This is a genomic window from Xanthomonas sp. PPL134 (assembly GCF_040595915.1).
Taxonomy (GTDB): Bacteria; Pseudomonadota; Gammaproteobacteria; order Xanthomonadales; family Xanthomonadaceae; genus Xanthomonas_A; species Xanthomonas_A indica.
Window position 1 is genome coordinate 1 of record NZ_JAMDLL010000012.1, and the last position, 18960, is coordinate 18960.

At 64.1% G+C, this 18960-nt stretch carries 12 protein-coding genes; 9 read left to right on the forward strand and 3 right to left on the reverse strand.

The window, feature by feature from the left end; genetic code table 11:
- Window positions 1-226 precede the first annotated feature (226 nt).
- Together M3U25_RS17230 and M3U25_RS17235 are read right to left on the reverse strand one after the other, a co-directional pair.
- Complete coding sequence (locus tag M3U25_RS17230) at window positions 227-769, reverse strand: DinB family protein (protein ID WP_355502885.1); 543 nt, start codon at window positions 767-769, stop codon at window positions 227-229.
- Between the two features lie 2 nt (window positions 770-771).
- Window positions 772-1308, reverse strand: coding sequence for a GNAT family N-acetyltransferase (locus tag M3U25_RS17235; RefSeq protein WP_355502883.1), 537 nt, complete (start codon window positions 1306-1308; stop codon window positions 772-774).
- 205 nt (window positions 1309-1513) lie between these two features.
- Between M3U25_RS17235 and M3U25_RS17240 the strand changes: the two genes are divergently transcribed.
- The 9 genes from M3U25_RS17240 to M3U25_RS17280 all read left to right on the forward strand — a co-directional run bounded on the left by M3U25_RS17240 (window position 1514) and on the right by M3U25_RS17280 (window position 18155).
- Complete coding sequence (locus tag M3U25_RS17240) at window positions 1514-3295, forward strand: autotransporter assembly complex family protein (RefSeq protein ID WP_242157431.1); 1782 nt, start codon at window positions 1514-1516, stop codon at window positions 3293-3295.
- Entirely contained in the window at window positions 3292-7131 is a 3840-nt protein-coding gene (locus M3U25_RS17245; protein ID WP_355502880.1) for a translocation/assembly module TamB domain-containing protein, read from the forward strand. Before M3U25_RS17240 ends, M3U25_RS17245 begins: the two co-directional genes overlap by 4 nt.
- Window positions 7132-7524: 393 nt before the next feature.
- Window positions 7525-11730, forward strand: a complete 4206-nt coding sequence (locus M3U25_RS17250) for an RHS repeat protein (protein WP_355502878.1) — start codon at window positions 7525-7527, stop codon at window positions 11728-11730.
- 108 nt (window positions 11731-11838) lie between these two features.
- Window positions 11839-12171 carry a hypothetical protein gene (locus M3U25_RS17255; protein WP_355502876.1) on the forward strand — a complete coding sequence of 111 codons (333 nt, stop codon included), beginning with the start codon at window positions 11839-11841 and terminating at the stop codon, window positions 12169-12171.
- 94 nt (window positions 12172-12265) lie between these two features.
- Window positions 12266-12550, forward strand: coding sequence for a hypothetical protein (locus tag M3U25_RS17260; RefSeq protein WP_355502874.1), 285 nt, complete (start codon window positions 12266-12268; stop codon window positions 12548-12550).
- Window positions 12551-12695: 145 nt separating this feature from the next.
- The gene (locus M3U25_RS17265) at window positions 12696-13685 is read left to right on the forward strand and encodes an RHS repeat-associated core domain-containing protein (protein ID WP_355502872.1); all 990 of its coding nucleotides are present in this window, start codon (window positions 12696-12698) and stop codon (window positions 13683-13685) included.
- A gap of 593 nt (window positions 13686-14278) precedes the next feature.
- Entirely contained in the window at window positions 14279-16348 is a 2070-nt protein-coding gene (locus M3U25_RS17270) for a S46 family peptidase (protein WP_355502870.1), read from the forward strand.
- A 322-nt stretch (window positions 16349-16670) separates the two neighbouring features.
- A complete protein-coding gene (locus M3U25_RS17275) occupies window positions 16671-17282 on the forward strand; it encodes a DNA-3-methyladenine glycosylase (protein WP_355502868.1) in 612 nt (203 codons plus the stop codon).
- 639 nt (window positions 17283-17921) lie between these two features.
- A complete protein-coding gene (locus M3U25_RS17280; protein ID WP_048492074.1) occupies window positions 17922-18155 on the forward strand; it encodes a DUF378 domain-containing protein in 234 nt (77 codons plus the stop codon).
- A 154-nt stretch (window positions 18156-18309) separates the two neighbouring features.
- On the opposite strand, the gene M3U25_RS17285 is transcribed toward M3U25_RS17280, so the two are convergent.
- Window positions 18310-18804, reverse strand: coding sequence for a gluconokinase (locus tag M3U25_RS17285; protein ID WP_355502896.1), 495 nt, complete (start codon window positions 18802-18804; stop codon window positions 18310-18312).
- Window positions 18805-18960: the final 156 nt, after the last annotated feature.

The following is an 18960-nucleotide window of genomic DNA, read 5'->3' on the forward strand; positions in this document are numbered from 1 at the left end:
CGGCTAAACGGCCTGCCGCACTCCGCTCTCACCTACAACGATAGACCCTCATAAGACACAAGCGGCTTCAGCCGCGATGCGCTCTACAGGGGATGCCTGTCGCGGCTGAAGCCGCTCGTACAGTTGCGACGACAGATGCCGCTACGCCACGGCAAAGGCGCATTGCTAAAACCACTTGGAAAAACGCCAAGTCGCTCATCGAGCACAGCGGCCCGCGATCGCAGGATCACGCCACCTCTACCTGCGGAATCACCGCCAACATATCAGTCACACCGACATCGGCACCCGCCTGGCTGAGCAGGGTGGTGGCCTGGCCGCGGTGATGCGTCTGGTGGTTGAAGAAGTGCAGCAGCAGGTCGCCGAAGCGACGCACGTGCGATTCGCCGCGGGTATTGCGATAGCGCAGCGCCACATCGAGATCTTCGGGCTGCAGTTCCGTCATCCAGGCGGCGATCGTTGCATCCAGCGCCTCGCGCTGCGTCTGCAGGTCCGCCAGGCAGTCGGCCTGCGGCACGTTCAGGGCGGGCGGGACCGGCTTGGCGGCGATGGCCTGCAGCGCCGGGTGCCGGGCCGGATGCTGGGCGAAGCGCTGTAGCCAGATCGTATCCGCCACCACCAGGTGGTTGAGCGTGCCCAACAGCGATCCGAAGAAGGCGCCGCGCGGCTCGGCGATGGTGGTGTCCGGCAGAGTCGCGGCCGCGGCGTAGAGACGCTGGTTCATCCAGTGGCTGTAGTTGGCGAACAGCCGCAGTGTGTGCAAGGTGTCCATGCTCAGGCGTGCTCCTGGGGGGCGTGCAGTTCGCACAGATGGAGTTCGACCTCGGCCGCCTCCGGGCTCAGTCGCACGCGTCCCTGGGCGATGAAGCCCAGCGCGGCGAGCAGCCGCAGCGAGCGCGCATTGCCTGGGGCCACGATCGCGTAGACCCGCGGCAGCGCCAGCACGCTGCGTGCGTACTCCAGCACGGCGCGCGCCGCCTCGCTGGCATAGCCCTGGCCCGCGTAGGGCTGCAGCAGGACGTAGCCCAGGTCGGGCGCGGGCAGGGTCGGTCGCAGCACCAGCCCGGCCACGCCAATCCAGGCGCCGTCGTCGCGACGCTCCACCGCATACAGGCCGAAGCCGTGCTCGGCGTAGCTGCGCACCGAGCCGTCGGCAAGATAGCGGCTGGCCTGGGCTTCGTCGCGCACGCCGCGGTCGCCGATGTGCGCCAGGAAGCCGGGGTCGTTGAGCAGGGCCAGCATCGGCGTCGCATCGCGCTCGGGGTCCAGCCGGCGCAGCACCAGGCGTGGGGTCTCGATCACGGTGGACATGCGGCGCTCCTGCGGGTCGGGCGGCCAGCGTGGCGCCGCCGCCGTGGCTTGGCAAGCAGTGCGAGCGGCCCGCGTTTCGTGGGGGCATCTGCGTGCCACAGCCCGAAAGACATCCCTGCGCAGTGGCCGCGGCACCCGACATCCGGTCACACATAACAAACGTCTAGTTAACAGCTTCACATGGGGTGCCGGTATTCTGACGCCCATGCGACCCATCCCCCGTCTCGCCACCTTCCTGTCCCTGCTCTCGCTGGCCGGCCTCGCCGAGGCCCGCGGCGTCATCGAGAAAGTACAAATCGAGGGGCTGAACAAGGACGAAGACGAGGCGATGATCGAGAACATCCAGGTCTCGCTGTCGCTGTACGACGCCATCGGCAAGGACCAGGGCGAGTCGCGCCTGGAGTATCTGCTGAGCCAGGCCGAACGGCAGACCCGGCAGGCGCTGGAGCCGTTCGGCTATTTCACTCCCACCATCACTGTCGACGCGCCGCGCCAGGACGACAAGCTGACCGTGGTGGTGCACGTGGACAAGGGCGAGCCGATCCGGGTGCGCAATTTCCATGTAGGCATCACCGGCCCGGCCGAGGACGACCGCTACCTGGGCGAGGACCTGAAGAACTTCCGCCCGCGCCAGGGCGACATCTTCGTCAGTAGCGTCTACGAGACCAGCAAGGTCACCATCACCCGGCGCCTGGCCGAGCGCGGCTACTTCGATGCCGACTTCACCCAGCGCAAGGTCGAGGTGACCCGCGCCGACCACGCCGCCGACATCGACCTGAGCTGGGACAGCGGCCGCCGCTACAACATGGGCCCGATCCGCTTCCACCAGGACTACTTCAACCAGAAGCTGTTCGATCCGCTGGTGTACTGGAAGGAAGGCAGCTACTACCACGAAGGCAAGCTCGACCGTCTGCGCGAGTCGCTGGTCAAGCTCGACTACTTCAGCGTGATCGACATCCAGCCCAAGCCGGAAGAGGCCGACGCCAACGGCGAGGTGCCGGTGGACGTCAACCTCACCCGCGCCAAGCGCAGCATCTACACCGCTGGTCTCAGCTACGGCAGCGAGAGCGGCGCCGGCGTGCGCCTGGGCGTGGACCGCCGCTACGTCAATGCGCGCGGGCACAAGCTCAGCACCCAGCTGGATTACGCGCAGAAGCGCAAGAGCTTCATCACCAGCTACCGGATCCCGGCGTTCCGCTGGCTCGACGGCTGGTACACCACCTCGCTGCGCGTCTACGACGAGCAGACCGACTACATCGACCTGCGCAACGTCAAGCTCACCGGCAGCCGCAGCGGCCAGATCAACGAGCACTGGACCGCCATCGCCTCGATCAACGCGTTGCGCGAGCGCTGGCGCTACGCCACCGACGAGGTGTTCGACGGCGCGCTGTACCAGACCTCGACGCTGTTCTATCCGCAGATCGAAGCCGACTACGTGGGCGTGGACGACAAGGTGTTCCCGCGCAAGGGTTTCAGCGGCAACATCAGCCTGCGCGGCGGCGCCGAGGGCGCGGGTTCGGATGCCAGCTTCGTGCAGGCGAACATGCGGGTGAACTGGTTCCACGGCATCGGCGACAACGACCGCCTGATCCTGCGCGGCGAAGCCGGCAGCACCTGGACCGACGCGCTGGTGGCGATGCCGCCGAGCCTGCGTTTCTTCGCCGGCGGCGACAACAGCATCCGCGGCTATGCGTTCCGCGAGGTCGGCCCGCGGACGCCGCGGCCGGATCGCTTCGCGCTGGGTGCCAAGCACGTGCTCACCGGCAGCGCCGAGTACGAGCATTACTTCAAGGGCGGCCCGTGGGGCGGCGCGGTGTTCGTCGACAGCGGCAGCGCCTTCGACGATACGCCGGATTGGCACACCGGCGTCGGCTTCGGCCTGCGCTGGCGCTCGCCGGTCGGCCCGGTGCGGGTGGACATCGCCCATGGCTTGAACGATCCCGACTCGCAGTTCCAGCTCTACCTCAACATCGGAGCCAACCTGTGAGCGCGCCGATCGAGCCGACGTCGCCCGCCGCGCCGCCGCCGCGGCGCCCGCGTTTCTATCGGCGCAAGCGGTTCTGGTGGGGTTCGGCGCTGACCGTGGCCGGGCTGGTGCTGCTGGCGGTGATCGCGCTGTACTGGCTGCTGCAGACCGTGGCCGGGCGCGACGTGCTGCTGGCGCAGGTGGTGGCGCGGCTGCCGGCCGGCTCCACGCTCACCTGGGAGCGCGCCGAAGGGCCGCTGGCCGGTCCGCTGACCCTGCACAACCTGGACTTCCGCTACAACGAGATCCACTTCACCGCCGAGCGCGCCTACCTCGATCCGGACATCCGCCCGTTGCTCGGGCGCAAGCTGCAACTGGACGCGCTGGAACTGACCAACGCCACGCTCAACCTGGCCAAGAGCGACGAACCGTTCGAACTGCCGCGCTGGCCGCAATCGCTGCCGCAGATCGAAGTGCCGCTGGCGCTGCAGGCCGATCGCATCGCCATCGACGGCCTGCGCATCACCCAGGCGCAGCAGCTGATGATCGACATCCGCACCCTGCGCGGCGGCGTGGAAGTGGCCAACGGCGAGTTCCGCGCCACCCAGGTGGTGGTGAACAGCGACCGCGGCGATTTCCGCGTCAATGGCGATTACCTGCCGGGCCAGGACTACAAGGCCGACCTCACCGCCAGTGCCGTGCTGCCGGCCGCGCGCGGGCGCACCCCGGCGCGCCTGGGCCTGGTCGCGCGCGGCGACCTGGACAAGATGGAAGTGGCCATCGCCGGCAACGCGCCGGCGCCGCTGCGCGCCACCCTGGTGTTCACCGGCCGCACCGATCCGGTGTGGGAATTCGCCGCCAGCAGCAAGGCGCTGGATCCGTCGCTGCTGGTGCCGCCGGCCGACGATGCGCCGGCGCCCGTGCCGCTGGCCTTCGACCTGCGTGCCAAGGGCAAGGGCGGCAACGCCGACCTGCAGGGCGAGCTATCGCGCGACGGGCAAAAGCTCGTGCTCGATCCCTCGCACCTGAGCCTGGACAACCAGGTGCTCACCGTCGCGCCGCTGCAGCTGCGCGCGTTCGACGGGCAATTGCGCCTGCGCGGCACCGCCGATCTGCGCGACCCGAACAATGCGCAGTTGCGCTTTGCGGTCAACGCCAGCGGCATGACCTTCACCACTGCGCCGGATCCGTCCACCCCTGACGCGCCGGCGGTGCCGATCAAGCTGGTCGAGGCCAACCTGGGTGTGGCCGGCACGATGAAACAGTGGGCCACCTACGGCGAAGCCACCGTCGCCCGCGGCAAGGACAGCGCCAATCTGCTGCTGGACGTGCGCGGCGACGATCGCCAGGCGCAGCTGAAGCAGGTGCGCGCGACCATGCCCAGCGGCACCCTCGACCTCGGCGGCACCGTGGCCTGGGTGCCGGAATTGAACTGGGACGTGCAAGGCACGCTGGCCGGGTTCGACCCGGGCTATTTCGCACCCGGCTGGGACGGCAAGCTGTCCGGCGCCTTCGCCTCGCAGGGCAAGCAGTTGCCGGCGCGGCCGGACGGCAGCGCCGCCGGCTACCAGGCCACGCTCGACATCCCGCGCTTGAACGGACGCCTGCGCAGCCGCGCCCTCGACGCCAACGCCAAGCTCGCCCTGCAGGGCAGCCAGGGCGAGGGCAAGCTGCAGCTGAGCCTGGGCGACAGCCGCCTGCAGGCGCAGGGCAAGGTCGGCGACCAGCTCGACATCGATGCGCAACTGCAACCGCTGCAACTGGCCGACCTGCTGCCCGGCGGCGCCGGCAGCCTGCGCGGCAGCGTGCAGGTCAAGGGCCGCCGCGAAGCCCCCGACCTCACCGCCGACCTCACCGGCAACGGACTGAAGTGGGGCAGCTACGGCGCGGACAGCCTCAGCCTGCGCGGGCGCCTGCCCTGGCGCGGCAACGGCGGTGAACTCGCCCTGCGCGGTAGCGCGATCAACGCCGGCGTGCTGCTGCAGACGCTGAGCGTGGAGGCGCGCGGTGCGGTCGAAAACCTGCAGCTGGATGCCAAGACCCAGAACGACATGGGCGCGCTGGCCCTGGCCGGGCAGGTGCGCCGTGACGGCGCGCGGTGGCAGGGTGCCTTGAACACGCTGCGCATCGCCCCGGCCAAGGGCGAGCCGTGGCAACTGCGGCAGGCGGCCAATTTCAGCGTGGCCGGCAATGCCTTCAGCCTGTCCGAGAGCTGCCTGGCGCCGGGCAGCGGCGGTGCGTTGTGCGTGTCCGCCGACTGGCCGAAGCAGGGCCTGACCCTGCGCGGCGATGCCTTGCCGCTGGCCCTGGTGCAGCCATGGCTGCCGCCCAACAGCGGCCGCAAGATGTACCTGCGCGGCGACCTGTCCATCGACGGCAGCTTCAAGCCGGCCGGCAATGCCTGGCAGGGCTCGCTGCGCCTGGCCTCGCGCGAGGGCGGCCTGCGCCTGGGCGACAACGCGCGTGGCGAACTGCTGCGCTACGACCAGTTCAGTTTCGTCACCGATTTCAGCGCGCAGCACATTCATTCCAAGCTCGGCATCGGCTTCCAGGGCGACGGCTTCGTCGACGCCACCGTCGACACCGGCTGGGACGCGTACGCGCCGCTGACCGGCGAGATCTACATGAACATGGCGCGGCTGTACTGGCTGGAGCTGTTCTCGCCCGACCTGGTCCGGCCCAAGGGGCTGGTCGAAGGCCACGTCAGCCTGCGCGGCACCCGCTCGCAGCCGGCAATGGGCGGCGACGCCACGCTGAGCAACTTCACCGGCGAACTGCCGGCGCTGGGCCTGACCCTGAGCGAAGGCAAGGGCCGTTTCGACGCGCAGCCGGACGGCTCGGCGCGCATCGTCGCCTCGGTGAAGTCCGGCGAGGGTACGCTCAATGTCGATGGCGGCCTGTCCTGGTACGGCGACCGCACGCCGTTGCAGTTGAACATCCGCGGCACCAACGTGCTGGTGTCCAACACCGCCGAGTTGCGCGCGGTGGCCAATCCCGACCTGCAGTTCGGCATCGCCAACAACACCATGATGCTGAGCGGCCAGGTCACCGTGCCGTCGGCCGACATCGACCTGGAACGACTGGACCGCGGCACTTCGCTGTCCGAGGACGTGGTGGTGCTGGACCCGGCCGATCCCGAGGCCACGCCGACTTCGCCGCTGGAAATGGACCTGCGCGTGACCCTGGGCGACCAGGTCAAGATGGCCGGCTTCGGCCTCAAGGGCGCCCTGACCGGCGCCATGCAGGTGCGCTCGCGGCCGGGCCGCGAAATGACCGCCACCGGCGGGCTGGACGTCAGCGGCAAGTACAAGGCGTACGGGCAGGACCTGACCATCACCCGCGGCCAGCTCACCTGGAGCAACAACATCGTCTCCGACCCGCGCATCAACATCCGCGCCCAGCGCCAGGTCGCCGACGTCACCGCCGGCATCGACGTCACCGGCCGCGCCACCGCCCCGCATGCGGACGTGTGGTCGGACCCGTCGATGTCGCAATCCGAAGCGATGTCCTACCTGGTACTGGGTCGCAGCCTCAGCAACACCAGCAGCGCCGAAGCCGACCAAGTCACCGCCGCGGCCAGCGCCCTGTCGGCCGGCAGCGGCCTGCTCGCCTCGCAACTCGGCGCCAAGCTCGGCTTCGACGACGCCGGCGTCAGCCAGTCGCGCACGCTCGGCGGCTCGGTGGTCGGCTTCGGCAAGTATCTCTCGCCGAAACTCTACGTCAGCTACGGCGTGTCATTGATCGGCAGTGGTTCGGTGCTGACGCTGAAGTATCTACTCGGACGCGGATTCGATGCCGAAGTGGAATCGAGCACGGTGGAGAACCGTGGGTCGGTGAATTGGCGGAAGGAGAAGTAGTGCGCCGTTTGAGCACGGCGCATGCTGCAACCGCAAATTCTCCTTGACAGCCTCGGGTGCGGTCTATCACAGTTCCGCCGGGGATCCAGTCTGCGGTAGAGGTGCAGCATGTCGGCAGCGCTACGCACCGACATGCCTGCGTGCCGTGATCCCCAGGGCACGATACTGAAACCAGGGGGAAACATGGATTGTCGCGTCGGTACCCGCTTGCCTGTCACACAGCTGCGCAATCCGTCGCGATTGCCGCCCTAGCGGTCTCGTCCCATACCGGCGCCCCGTTTCCGGGCGCGTGCCGTCCGCTCCACATCCAGATTCCGACCGTGTCCCTGTCGCGCACGCCAGATGCGCTGCAGCCTTCGCACCGGTTGCCGACTGCTTTCTTGAGACTTCTCTATGGATAGGTTCCAGACGTTCTTCCGGCTGCGCGCAGGACTGGCGCTGTTGGCCCTCGGATATGCAGCCACCGCCGTTGCGGACGAATTGCGGTACGACCAGAAGTACGTCGAGCGCATCAAGCAATCGCAGGAAATCGGACGCTTGAGCGTCGATTCCTTCGGCGAGCAGGTCAGCCTGAAGAACGGCAGCGTGGTGTTCAACTGGACGGACATCGACATCCCCGGCAACAGCAAGCTGCCGGTCCGTTTGCAGCGCACGCACGTCGTGGAAGACGACGGTGCGGGACGCAGTGGAAAGCTCGACGGCTTTGGCGTCGGCGGTTCGTTCGATGTGCCGTACCTGATGGGTGTGTTCGGCGCGAACGGCTGGCAGGTGTCCGGCAATAGCCCGAACAGCCGCTGCAGTCAGCCCGCAGAACCACCGAGCTACACCATCCCCGCGCGGGACTATTGGTCGGGCAACAATCTGCACATCCCGGGCGCGGGCGATCGCCAGATGCTCCGGGATCCTTCGACGCAGTTGCCGGCGCCGAACAACGGCACCAGCTATCCCTGGATCACCAAGGATTTCTGGCGCTTCTCCTGCCTGGCGAGTACCAAGAACGGCTATCCGGGCGAAGGATTCGTGGCGCTGTCGCCGGAAGGCGACAAGTACTATTTCGACTGGGTGGTCAGCAAGACGCACCCATCCATCTCCAAGCGCATGGGGAACTACTCCGCAAGCGCGTCGATGTCGCGTCTGGCGGTGTTTTTCCTGGCCACACGGGTCGAGGATCGCTTCGGCAATTGGGTCACCTACACCTACAACGGCGATCAGTTGTCGCGCATCGACGCCAGCGATGGCCGCTACATTCGGGTGACCGGAACTTCCGGTGCCAATATCACGTCGGTCGAATCCAGCATCGGCAACTGGACCTATTCGTACGGCGACAAGTCGTTGACGGTGACGCAACCGGATAATGCCCAGTCGCGCTACGTGCAGAGCGGCGACATGATCATTACGCCGACGCCTGCCTTGCCGCTCTATGAAAATCCTCCACGCTGCCCGGCGCCGGAGATGTCGACCGGCAACTTTACCTACGCCGTCACGTTGCCCAGCAATGCCACGGCAACCTATGCGTTTTCGGTGAAGCGGCATTTCCGCCACAACATCCCTAAGCAGTGCAACAGCTTTATGGATGCGGCCGGTCCGAGTACCAGCTATCAGTACCTGACCATCCCCAACTTCTCGGACAACTTCACCCTGGTCAGCAAGTCGATCAGCGGTCCTGGTTTGTCGTCGATGCAGTGGTCGTACACCTACGACATTGGCGCAGGTGCGCTCGCCTTTGCAGAAACGTGCCAGCGACCCAATTTGCCGCCGACCACATGCAGAAAGTCGGTGCAGACCGAGGTTCGAGGCCCTGAAAACGAGTTCAAGCGCTACACCTTCGGTGCCTGGTACAACTTGAACGAAGGGCTGGATCTGGGTGTGGAAGCCGGTTCGTACACCAGCAGTTCGTCCGGGGATACCGTGAATATCCTCAGCGCGAGTGTGAACGACTACGTCACCAGCGATGAGGTCGCCAATCAGCCGTTTCCGAATTTCGTCGGTTCTGGGCATGGATCGAACGAAGACGACGTCTCCATTGCGGGGCTCAGGCCGCTCAAGCGCACCACCATCACCCAGGATGGCGGCACCTTCCAGATGGCGGTGAACAGCTTCGACGTGTTCGCACGCCCCACCAGCGTGACCCGCTCCAGTGCGTTCAATACTCGCACGGAGGCCACCGCGTACTACGACAACCTCAACCTGTGGGTCATCGGTCAGGTCGCGTCCGTGACCAAGACGGCACCCGGCGATTCACAGGAGATGTCCGCCACCACGTACGACACTGCGACCGCGCTGCCGACGCGTTTCTCGCGGTTCGGCAAGACCATCCAGACGGTTGCTTACAATGGCGACGGAACGGTGGCGAAGGTCACCGACGGAAATGGCAATGCCACCAGCCTCAGCGGCTGGAAGCGCGGCATGCCGCAGGGCATCACCTACGCGGACGGTACCAGCGACACGGCCGTCATCGACGACCGCGGCTTGATCAGCTCGGCAACCGATGAAAACGGCTATGCGACCAGCTACGGCTACGATGCCATGGGGCGGCTGACGAACATCGCCTACCCCAGCAGTGACACCGTTGCCTGGGCATCGACCGGCTTGGCCTTCGAGCAGGTGAACGCCACCGAATTCGGTCTGCCTGCAGGGCATTGGCGGCATACGGTGTCAACTGGCAACGCCAGGAAGGTCACCTACCTCGATGGCCTGTGGCGGCCGGTGCTGACCCAGGAGTACGACGCAGCGAACGCGGGCGCCACCCAGCGGTTCAGCCGGTTTAGCTACGACCATCAGGGGCACACCTTATTCGCCTCCTACCCGGGCACGTCCGATCAACTGTCGACCGGCACGTGGACGCAGTACGACGCGCTCGGCCGGACCACGTCGGTGTCCCAGGACTCCGAACAGGGCCTGCTGACGACGAAGACGGAGTACCTGACTGGTAACCAGATGCGCGTGACCAATCCGCGGGGCAACCAGACCCTGTCCGGCTATCAGGTCTTCGACCGCCCAGGCTACGACGCGCCGGTCTGGATACAGCACCCGGAAGGCGCCACCACCGACATCAACCGCGACATCTTCGGCAAGCCGCTGTCCATCCGCCGCCATGACGCCAACGGCACCGTGTCGGTGACCCGCAGCTACGTCTACGACACCTATCAGCAGCTGTGCAAGACGGTGGAACCGGAGACTGGGGCTACCGCCAACGGCTACGACGCCGCCGGTAACCTGGTGTGGAGCGCGGCCGGCCTGTCGCTGTCCAGCACCACGTCGTGCGATGCGGATTCGGCCTTCGCTTCCGGCCGCCGGGTCGATCGCAGCTATGACGTACGCAATCGGATCAAGGCGCTGAGTTTCCCGGACGGCAACGGCAACCAGTCCTGGAGCTACTGGCCGGATGGGGCGGTCAAGCAGATCACCACCACCAACAACGGCGTCGCCACCTACAACAGCTATGCCTACAACAAGCGCCGCCTGTTGATTGCCGAGAGCCAGGGCCAGGCCGATGGCGAGACCTGGGCATTGGGCTACGCCTACGATGCCAATGGCAACCTCGCCGCGCACCGCTATCCATCCGGACAGACTGTGGATTACGCGCCCAATGCCCTGGGCCAATCGACCCAGGCGGGCAGCTACGCCACCGGCGTGAGCTACTACCCGAACGGCGCGATCAAGCAGTTCACCTACGGCAACGGCATCGTCCACACGCTGACGCAAAACAAGCGCCAGTTGCCGGACACCAGCCAGGATGCTTACGGTGGCACGGCGTTCCTCAGCGATGGGTATGACTACGATGCCAATGGCAACGTGGCGGCCATCAGCGACGGCGCCACCGGGCGCGGTGGTCGTGGCGACCGAACCATGACCTATGACGGCCTGGACCGCTTGATCAGGGCCGAGTCACCCATGTTCAGCGTCGCGACCTATAGCTACGACGTCCTCGACAACCTGACCCATGTCGTCGCGCCGGGCCGCGACCATTACTACTGCTACGACGCCAACTGGCAGCTCACCAACGTCAAGACCGGCAGTTGCGGCGGCAGCACGGTGATCGGTATGAGCTACGACCCGCAGGGTAACCTCAGCAACAAGAATGGCCAGGCCTTCGTGTTCGATTACGGCAACCGCCTGCGCCAGGCGACCGGCAAGGAGACCTACCGCTACGACGGCAATGGCCGCCGCACATTGGCGCTGCAGAGCGCCGGCAACATCGGCTCGCTGTACGACCAGTCCGGGGCATTGCGGTTCCAGAAGAACCAGCGCCAGTCCAAGTCCACCGACTACATCCTGCTGGGCGGCAGCCTGGTTGCCGAAGCCGACTGGCCGTTGGGACAGGCGCTCTCGGTCAAGGACTACGTCAACTGGAACCCGGTCTCCGGCGCAACCCGCTACGTGGTGGAAGAGAGCGTGGATGGCGTCACCTGGACCGCTGTGTACGACGGCAGCCAGGGCAACTGGACCTCACTGGCCAGGCCGGCAGGCACCTACTCGTATCGCGTGACTGCATGCACGGCGGACGGTAACTGCACCACGGCTTCGAACGTGACGCATGACCAGCGGCCTGCAGTGGACATCGTGCCGTTGCTGTATCAGCTGCTGTTGAACGGCTAAGCCCAGCCGGATGACGGTTGAGCTCTTTGCTGTCGCGGCCAGAAAAGCTGTAGGCATTAAAAAAACGACGAACAATGGATTAAAAAAGGGGACGAAATGAGCTTGAAGATGACAGGGCTGCTGTTGGCAACCGCAGCATCATGCTTTTCTTACGAGGCGCACGCTGCCATGCAAGTGGTCTGGACGGGGAAAATTACTTACGTCGAGAATGGTTGGGATGGCGAAGGGATGGCGATCCACACCTCAGTCGATGGCCCATCTGGATGTTCGGCTCCCTTGAATGATTTCGCGATCGACAAGAATCATCTGGCCTACAAAGAGCTGACGGCGTTGGCGCTGGCCGCTTACACCAGCAATACGGACGTCGAACTTTTGGTCGACTCGGGTGTCTGCCTTTTCGGTAATCGCACCAAAGTCATTTCAATACGGCTGAAGAAATAAGAGATTACGATGAGGTCACGCTCATTTACATGGCGAACATCGATCCGATTTCAGGAAGAGAAGCAATATGAAATGTGAAAGAGGCTTGCTGTTGATGCTCGCTTTGCTGAGTTGGCACGCATCGGCAAACGAATCGATGCAGAACCTCGACGTCGTGAAGTTGGGCACGTACCAAGCCCATACCAACCATTTTGTCTGGCTGTCGGAAACTCCAGAGGAATGCAAGGCAGCCGTACCCGGAAACGCTGTCTCGCATTTTCAAGACGATCAACCGGGTGGCAAGGCACTGCTGGCCGTCTTGGTGGCGGCATTGGTGGACAAGCGCAAGATCGATGTGCAGACCAATGGCTGCGACATCGTCGAGATCTACTTGAAGTAAGCCTGCTCTGGCGGGGCCTGCATCGCAGATATCGTTGGGTACGTTGCACCGTAATGTTGCTAGGGGAAGCGTTGTCGATCCGCCTTCCATGAGGAAAGTCGACTCTACATCGCGTATCTATGGTTCCAACTCGCAAGGACGAGTGATGTCAAACTTCCAGGGGATTCGTGCGGTGCTGCGCCTGATGGCTGCTACCGTTCTTTCATTGCTCGTTGCTTTCGCCGCTTCCGCGCAGACGGTCCGTTATGTTCACACTGATGCTTTAGGATCGGTGGTGCTTGTGACGGATAGGGATCGCAACGTCGTAGAGCGTGGCGAATACGAGCCTTATGGGAGCCTGGTGAATCGTCAGATAGCGGATGGGCCAGGATATACTGGCCATGTTATGGACGCTGCGACGGGATTAACTTATATGCAGCAACGGTATTATGATCAGGCGATAGGTGTATTTCTTAGCGTCGACCCTGTTGCCGCGAGCTTTTCGCCTAGCGTAAGTTTTAATAGATATAGATATGGAAATAGCAACCCATATAAATTTACTGATCCTGATGGGCGGGATTCTATTATGGTTGGATACGGAGAAATAAGGCGATACATAGACGGTTCGTGTGATGGAGATGTTGTCCGGTGTATGGGGCTTTCTGCTGGCGGTGACGGACAGGCTGGAAATAAAAGCTCAGTGACTACCATGCCTACAATGGAAGTCACCGCAAGGAAGCCGAAGCCCGATCCTTACAAAGTGATGGCTGCTGGCATTCGGGCAATCAATTCTGGGAGACTTGCCGCAGAAGGTCTAATGAAACTCGGTTTAGCTGGGCCCTCTTCGGTTACGGGAGTTGGGACTGTTCCCGGGGTTATCGGCGCCGCCAGCGGATCGTGGAACTTATATTCATCTTTCACTAATTATAAAAATGCTAGGCAGCTTCTCAATGAAAGCTATACTACAGATTCAACGAATTACACTTGGCGTCAAAAGCTAACAACAGTCGTGGTGGGTGGTGCTTATCCCTTTGGTACACTTTCTGATGATCCTGGTGAGCCTATGTATAAGGACGCTGTAGTGCAGCATTTTAAATCGATGCTTGAGAAAGATCCCGCAGCAGCGATTGGAGAAGTTGGGACCATTTCTCCATGAAGTACTCACGCGTCATAAGATATGTGATAGCAATAGCTTCTCTCATGGTTTTCATACTTTGGATGAGTTTGTTTTTTCCTCCAAGGTACCTGGCTATCATTGCAATCGTTTTCTTTATTTTTGCAATAATATATACCTTTTATTCTCTAATTTCCAAAAAGAAACTAAACGTTGTGAGGATATGGAAAGAGTTTTTGGATTTTCTTTACGGTTTATAGTATGTAGATTAATTTATTTTGTTTTCATTTAATATTGGGATTTCAATGGGTGCAACGCTAAAAATTTGTATATTAGGAGTGTTTAATGTAAAATTTAACGGCTCTTTCTAAGGGTAAAAGCAACTTCAGTGCTTTGGATGGATAACAAATTTAATAGTGGCATCAAATTCGATACTTCTGATTCGATAGTCTGCGCTGTTCGTATTTTGAAGGTGCACGGATCTGCAAGGAAGACACAGGTTGTTCATCCGCCACACTCAAGCTAAGGTCGGTGCCTTTCTCCCCCTAGCTCGTCGCATGCCCCTGGCCAACCATCTCGCTGCAGCACTCGCCCTAAGCCTCGCCCTCACCGCCACCGCCCATGCCGACGAAGGCATGTGGATCCCATCGCAGATGCCGGAGTTAGCCAAGCCCTTGCGTGAGGCGGGATTCCAGGGCGATCCAAGCAAGCTCGCGGAAGTGGTCCAGCCACCGTTGAGCGCAGTGGTGAAGATTGGGGGCGGAACCGGGGCGTTCGTGTCTGGGGACGGGTTGCTGTTGACCAATCACCACGTCGCCTACGGGGTGATCCAGTACAACACCTCGGCGAAGGAAAACCTGATCGAGAACGGGTTCATCGCGCGGGATCGTGGCGACGAGCGCGCGGCCAATCCGGATTTCAGGGTGCTGGTGACGGTGGGCTTCGACAAGGTCACCGATCAGGTGCTGGGGCCGGCCAAGGGCAAGACCGGGCGCGCTTACTACGATGCGGTGGATGCGGCGAGCAAGCGCATTGTCGCTGATTGCGAGCGCGAGGGCGGGGTGCGCTGCAGCGTGGCCAACATGTATTACGGCACGGACTTCTATCGGATCCGCCAGCTGGAACTGCGTGACGTGCGCCTGGTGTATGCGCCGCCGCGGGCGATCGGCAACTACGGCGACGAGATCGACAACTTCATGTGGCCGCGGCACAGCGGCGATTTCACTTTGCTGCGCGCCTACGTGGGCAAGGACGGCAAGCCTGCGGACTACAGCGCCGCCAACGTGCCGTACCAGCCGCCGGCGCATCTGCAGATCGCCACTGATGGGCCGAAGGCAGGCGATTTCGCCATGCTGGCTGGCTACCCTGGCATTACTTATCGACACCGCACGGCGGCCGAGTTCGCCGAGCAGGTGGAGGCGACGCTGCCGCAGCGTGTGGCGGTGCTGGACCAGTTGATCGATGTGATCGAGGCGTCGGGCAAGGCCGATGCGGAGGCGCGCACGCGCTACGCGTCGCAGCTGCAGTCGTTGAAGAACAACCGCAAGCGGGCCGCCGGCGAACTGGAAGGGCTGCAGCGCAGTGATGCGGTGCGGCTACGCGCCGAGGACGAGCGCGGCATGCTCGCGGCCACGCACGGCAGCGACGCGCGCGATATCGCGGCGCTGCAGAAGGTGCTCGGCCAGGCTTCGGCATTGCGCGAGCGCGATCTGCTGCTGGGGTTGATCGCCACGCAGACCCAGGCGCTGCGTTCGGCGCTGACGCTGGAGCGGCTGCGGCTGGAAGCGGGAAAGCCGGACGATCAACGCGAGAGCGGCTATCAGCAGCGCGACCTGGCGCTGATCGAGGGCATGCTCAAGCAGGTGCAGCGGCGTTATTCGCCGACCGTGGAGAAGGCGCTGCTGACGACGCTGTTGACCCGCTACCAGCAACTTCCGGATGCGCAACGCGTGTCGGAGTTCGATGCGGCGTTCGGGCGAACCCCGGCGCAATTGCAGGTGGCGCTGGACAAGGCCTATGCCGGCACGGCGCTGGGCACCGAGGCCGAGCGCCTGTCGCGCTTCGCCGCTGCGCGCGAAGGTACGGCGCCTGCGGCCGATCCGTTGCTGACGCTGGCCGCCGCGCTGGTGCCGGCGCAGCTGCGGCTGGACGACGCGCGCAAGGCGCGCGAGGGCGAGCAGTTGCGGCTCCGCCCGGCCTACATGCGTGCGCTGTTCGCCTGGCGCAAGCAACAGGGTCGTGCGGTGTATCCGGACGCCAACAGCACGCTGCGGATCAGCTATGGCCGTGTGGAGCCGCTGGCGCCGCGCGATGCGGTCAGCTTCGCGCCGCTGACCACGGTGGCCGGCATCGTCGAGAAGAACACCGGCAAGGAACCGTTCGATGTGCCCAAGCCGCTGCTGGCGGCGATCGCCAAGGGCGATTTCGGCAGCACGGTCGATCCGCAGTCGAAGACGCAGCCGGTGAACTTCCTGACCAATCTGGACACCACGGGCGGCAACTCCGGCTCGCCGGTGCTCAATGCGCGCGGTGAGCTGATCGGGCTGAACTTCGACAGCAACTGGGAAGCGGTCAGTGCCAGTTGGTGGTATGACCCGCGCTACAAGCGCGCGATCCATGTGGACATGCGCTACCTGCGCTGGTTGATGGCCAAGGTGTATCCGGCGCCGCAATTGCTGAAGGAGTTGAACGTTCCACAGGAGTGAGTGGGGCGGGTTGGGACGCATGTCGCTTGGCATTGCCTCTAGCGAAATAGGGCACGCCCTGTGCCCTGGTGCGGCGGCGGCATCGTCCGCCGTTGCTTCGGAAGCGTGAGCCCTTGGCGCTCGCCTCGATGCATTGTGCCGTTGGAGATCAGAAAGACGGTCCCGATACCGGACACCGTCATGCGTCGGGACTGAAGTCCCTCCCACAATGAGTATCATGCGCTGTGGTCGGGAGACCGAAGTAATGGGTGTGGGCTGTTGCTCTCGAATGCACCGGCCGCGGCGCACTCCGCCACTGCGATGCAGCGCTTAGACTGATCCGATGGAACCTCTAGCTGCTACGCCACTGCCACGCGCGTTCTACGCCCGCGATGCGCGCGAGGTCGCGCCGGAGTTGTTGAACACCTTGCTCGTCACCGCCGATGGCCGTTGCGGGCGCATCGTCGAGGTGGAGGCCTACTGCGGTGCGGAGGATCCGGCGGCGCATTCGTTCCGGGGCATGACCCCGCGCACGCGGGTGATGTTCGGCCCGCCCGGGCATCTGTATGTGTACTTCATCTACGGCATGCATTGGGCGCTCAATGCGGTGTGCGGCGGTGCGCCGGGGCATGCGGTGCTGATCCGCGCCCTGGCACCGGTGGCCGGGGTCGAGGCGATGCAGCTGGCACGCGGTGCGGTGCGCACGGCCGATCTCACCCGTGGGCCGGGGCGGCTGGCCAAGGCGCTGGGCGTGTCGGGCGCGGACAACGGGCTGGACCTGACCACGCGGCAGTCGCGCCTCTGGCTGGGTCAGGACGGGACGCCGCCGCCTGCCGCGCCGGTCGTCACCACGCGGATCGGCATCAGCAAGGCGATGGAGGCGCCGTGGCGCTGGCATGTGCCCGACGAGCCGAACGTGTCGCGCTTCCTGGCGGGGCGGGTGAGGCAGCGCTAGTAGTGCGGCGCGTGTGGGCATCGTCGCTCTGCAAGTTGCACGAAATCAGCGCCTTGCCGGTCGCCGTAAGCTGATCGCATTGCATGCCCTCGTGATGGAAGACGCTTCGGCTCGAATGCGGGAGTGGCTGAGGCATCTTCTTCTTCTCGTTCGTCGCGGCTGAAGCCGCTCCTACGAAAAGCGGTTGATGCTCGTGTGGTGCTACCCGCGACACTCAAAAAAACGAGCCAGGTTCCGCGCCGCGTCACTGTGCTGGGAACCGTCGCAAGACGCATCCTGTGAGGAGGCGCTGGGATAGCGAAGTGGCTTCCGACACGCAGCGTCACGGCCAGCTGGCATGCCATTGTGGGAGGGACTTCAGTCCCGACGCGCGGTCTCATTGGTGCGAAGACGATTACGTCCCAGCCAGGATTATTCCCGGATTGGGAAAGAGCAGTGCCCACAGCAGCACGCACCATCCCTACTCACTCAAATTGGAAAGAGCCCACGCGGTCACCGCCACAGCACAGTGCATGCGGCATTCGCCGACCACGCACAAGCAGCGCATTGCACGCATTCATGCCGCACACACACCGCACTCGCATCACGGGAATGCAGCGCGACCCAGGCTGCAGGTTCTCCCTACGTCGAGATGCCGCCATGAAAGTGCTCAACATCGTCACCCTGGTTCTGTTGATTGTTGGCGGGCTCAACTGGGGGTTGGTCGGCCTGTTCCAGTTCGACCTGGTCGCGGCGCTGTTCGGTGGCCAGGACGCGCCGCTGTCGCGCGTGGTCTATGCGCTGGTCGGTCTCTCGGCGCTGTGGCAACTGGTCCCGTTGTTCACCAATCGCCATGAGCCGGTGCGGCATGCCGAGCATGCGCCGCATCGCTGAGTTGCAAGCGGCCGGTGCGCGCGATCCCGATGTCGTGGTGTCGGGATCGTCGTGGCTGGGCGTGGTCATGTGGTGGCGTTGTTTGGTGCGTCCGATCCTGCGGCACCACCGCGCCAGGCACCGCCTCTCCTGCTGAGGCGGCGCCGGCACCAACCTAGGCGATCGTCACGGTGGCATCCAACTGCGCGATGGCATCGGTCACGACCTTGTCGAACGGCGCGTCCACGTCCACCGAGATCACGTCGGGCTCGTCCAGTGGTAGTTCCAGCGTGTCGAGCTGGCTTTGCAGCAGCGTCGGCGGCATGAAGTGGCCATGCCGCGCAGCCAGGCGTTGGGCGATCACATGCGCCGCCGCATGCAGGAACACGAAACGCATCGGCACCGCAGTGTCCCGTAGCTGTTGCCGATGTGCCTTGCGCAGCCCGGAAAAGGCCAACACGACGCTCTGCCCGGCATCGACCGATGCGCGCAGGCGCTGTGCCAGGGCCGCGACCCAGGGCGCGCGCTGTGCATCGCTGAGCGGGATGCCGTGCGCCATCTGTGCCTTGGCGGCGGTGCTGTGGAAATCGTCCGCGTCCAGGAAGGTCAGCCGGTAGTGCGCCGCCAGGGCCTGGGCGACACTGGTCTTGCCGCTGCCGGAGACGCCCATCACGACGATGGCTTCGGCGCGCGGCGAAAGGGACGAGGCGGGTTCGGTCACGTGGTGCGGTCCTGTGGGGTCTGGCGCATGATGCCAGCGTGGGCGTTGTGTGGACGTGCAGTGCAGCTGTAACCGGGTCGTGCACCAGTCCTGGCATCTTGCGGT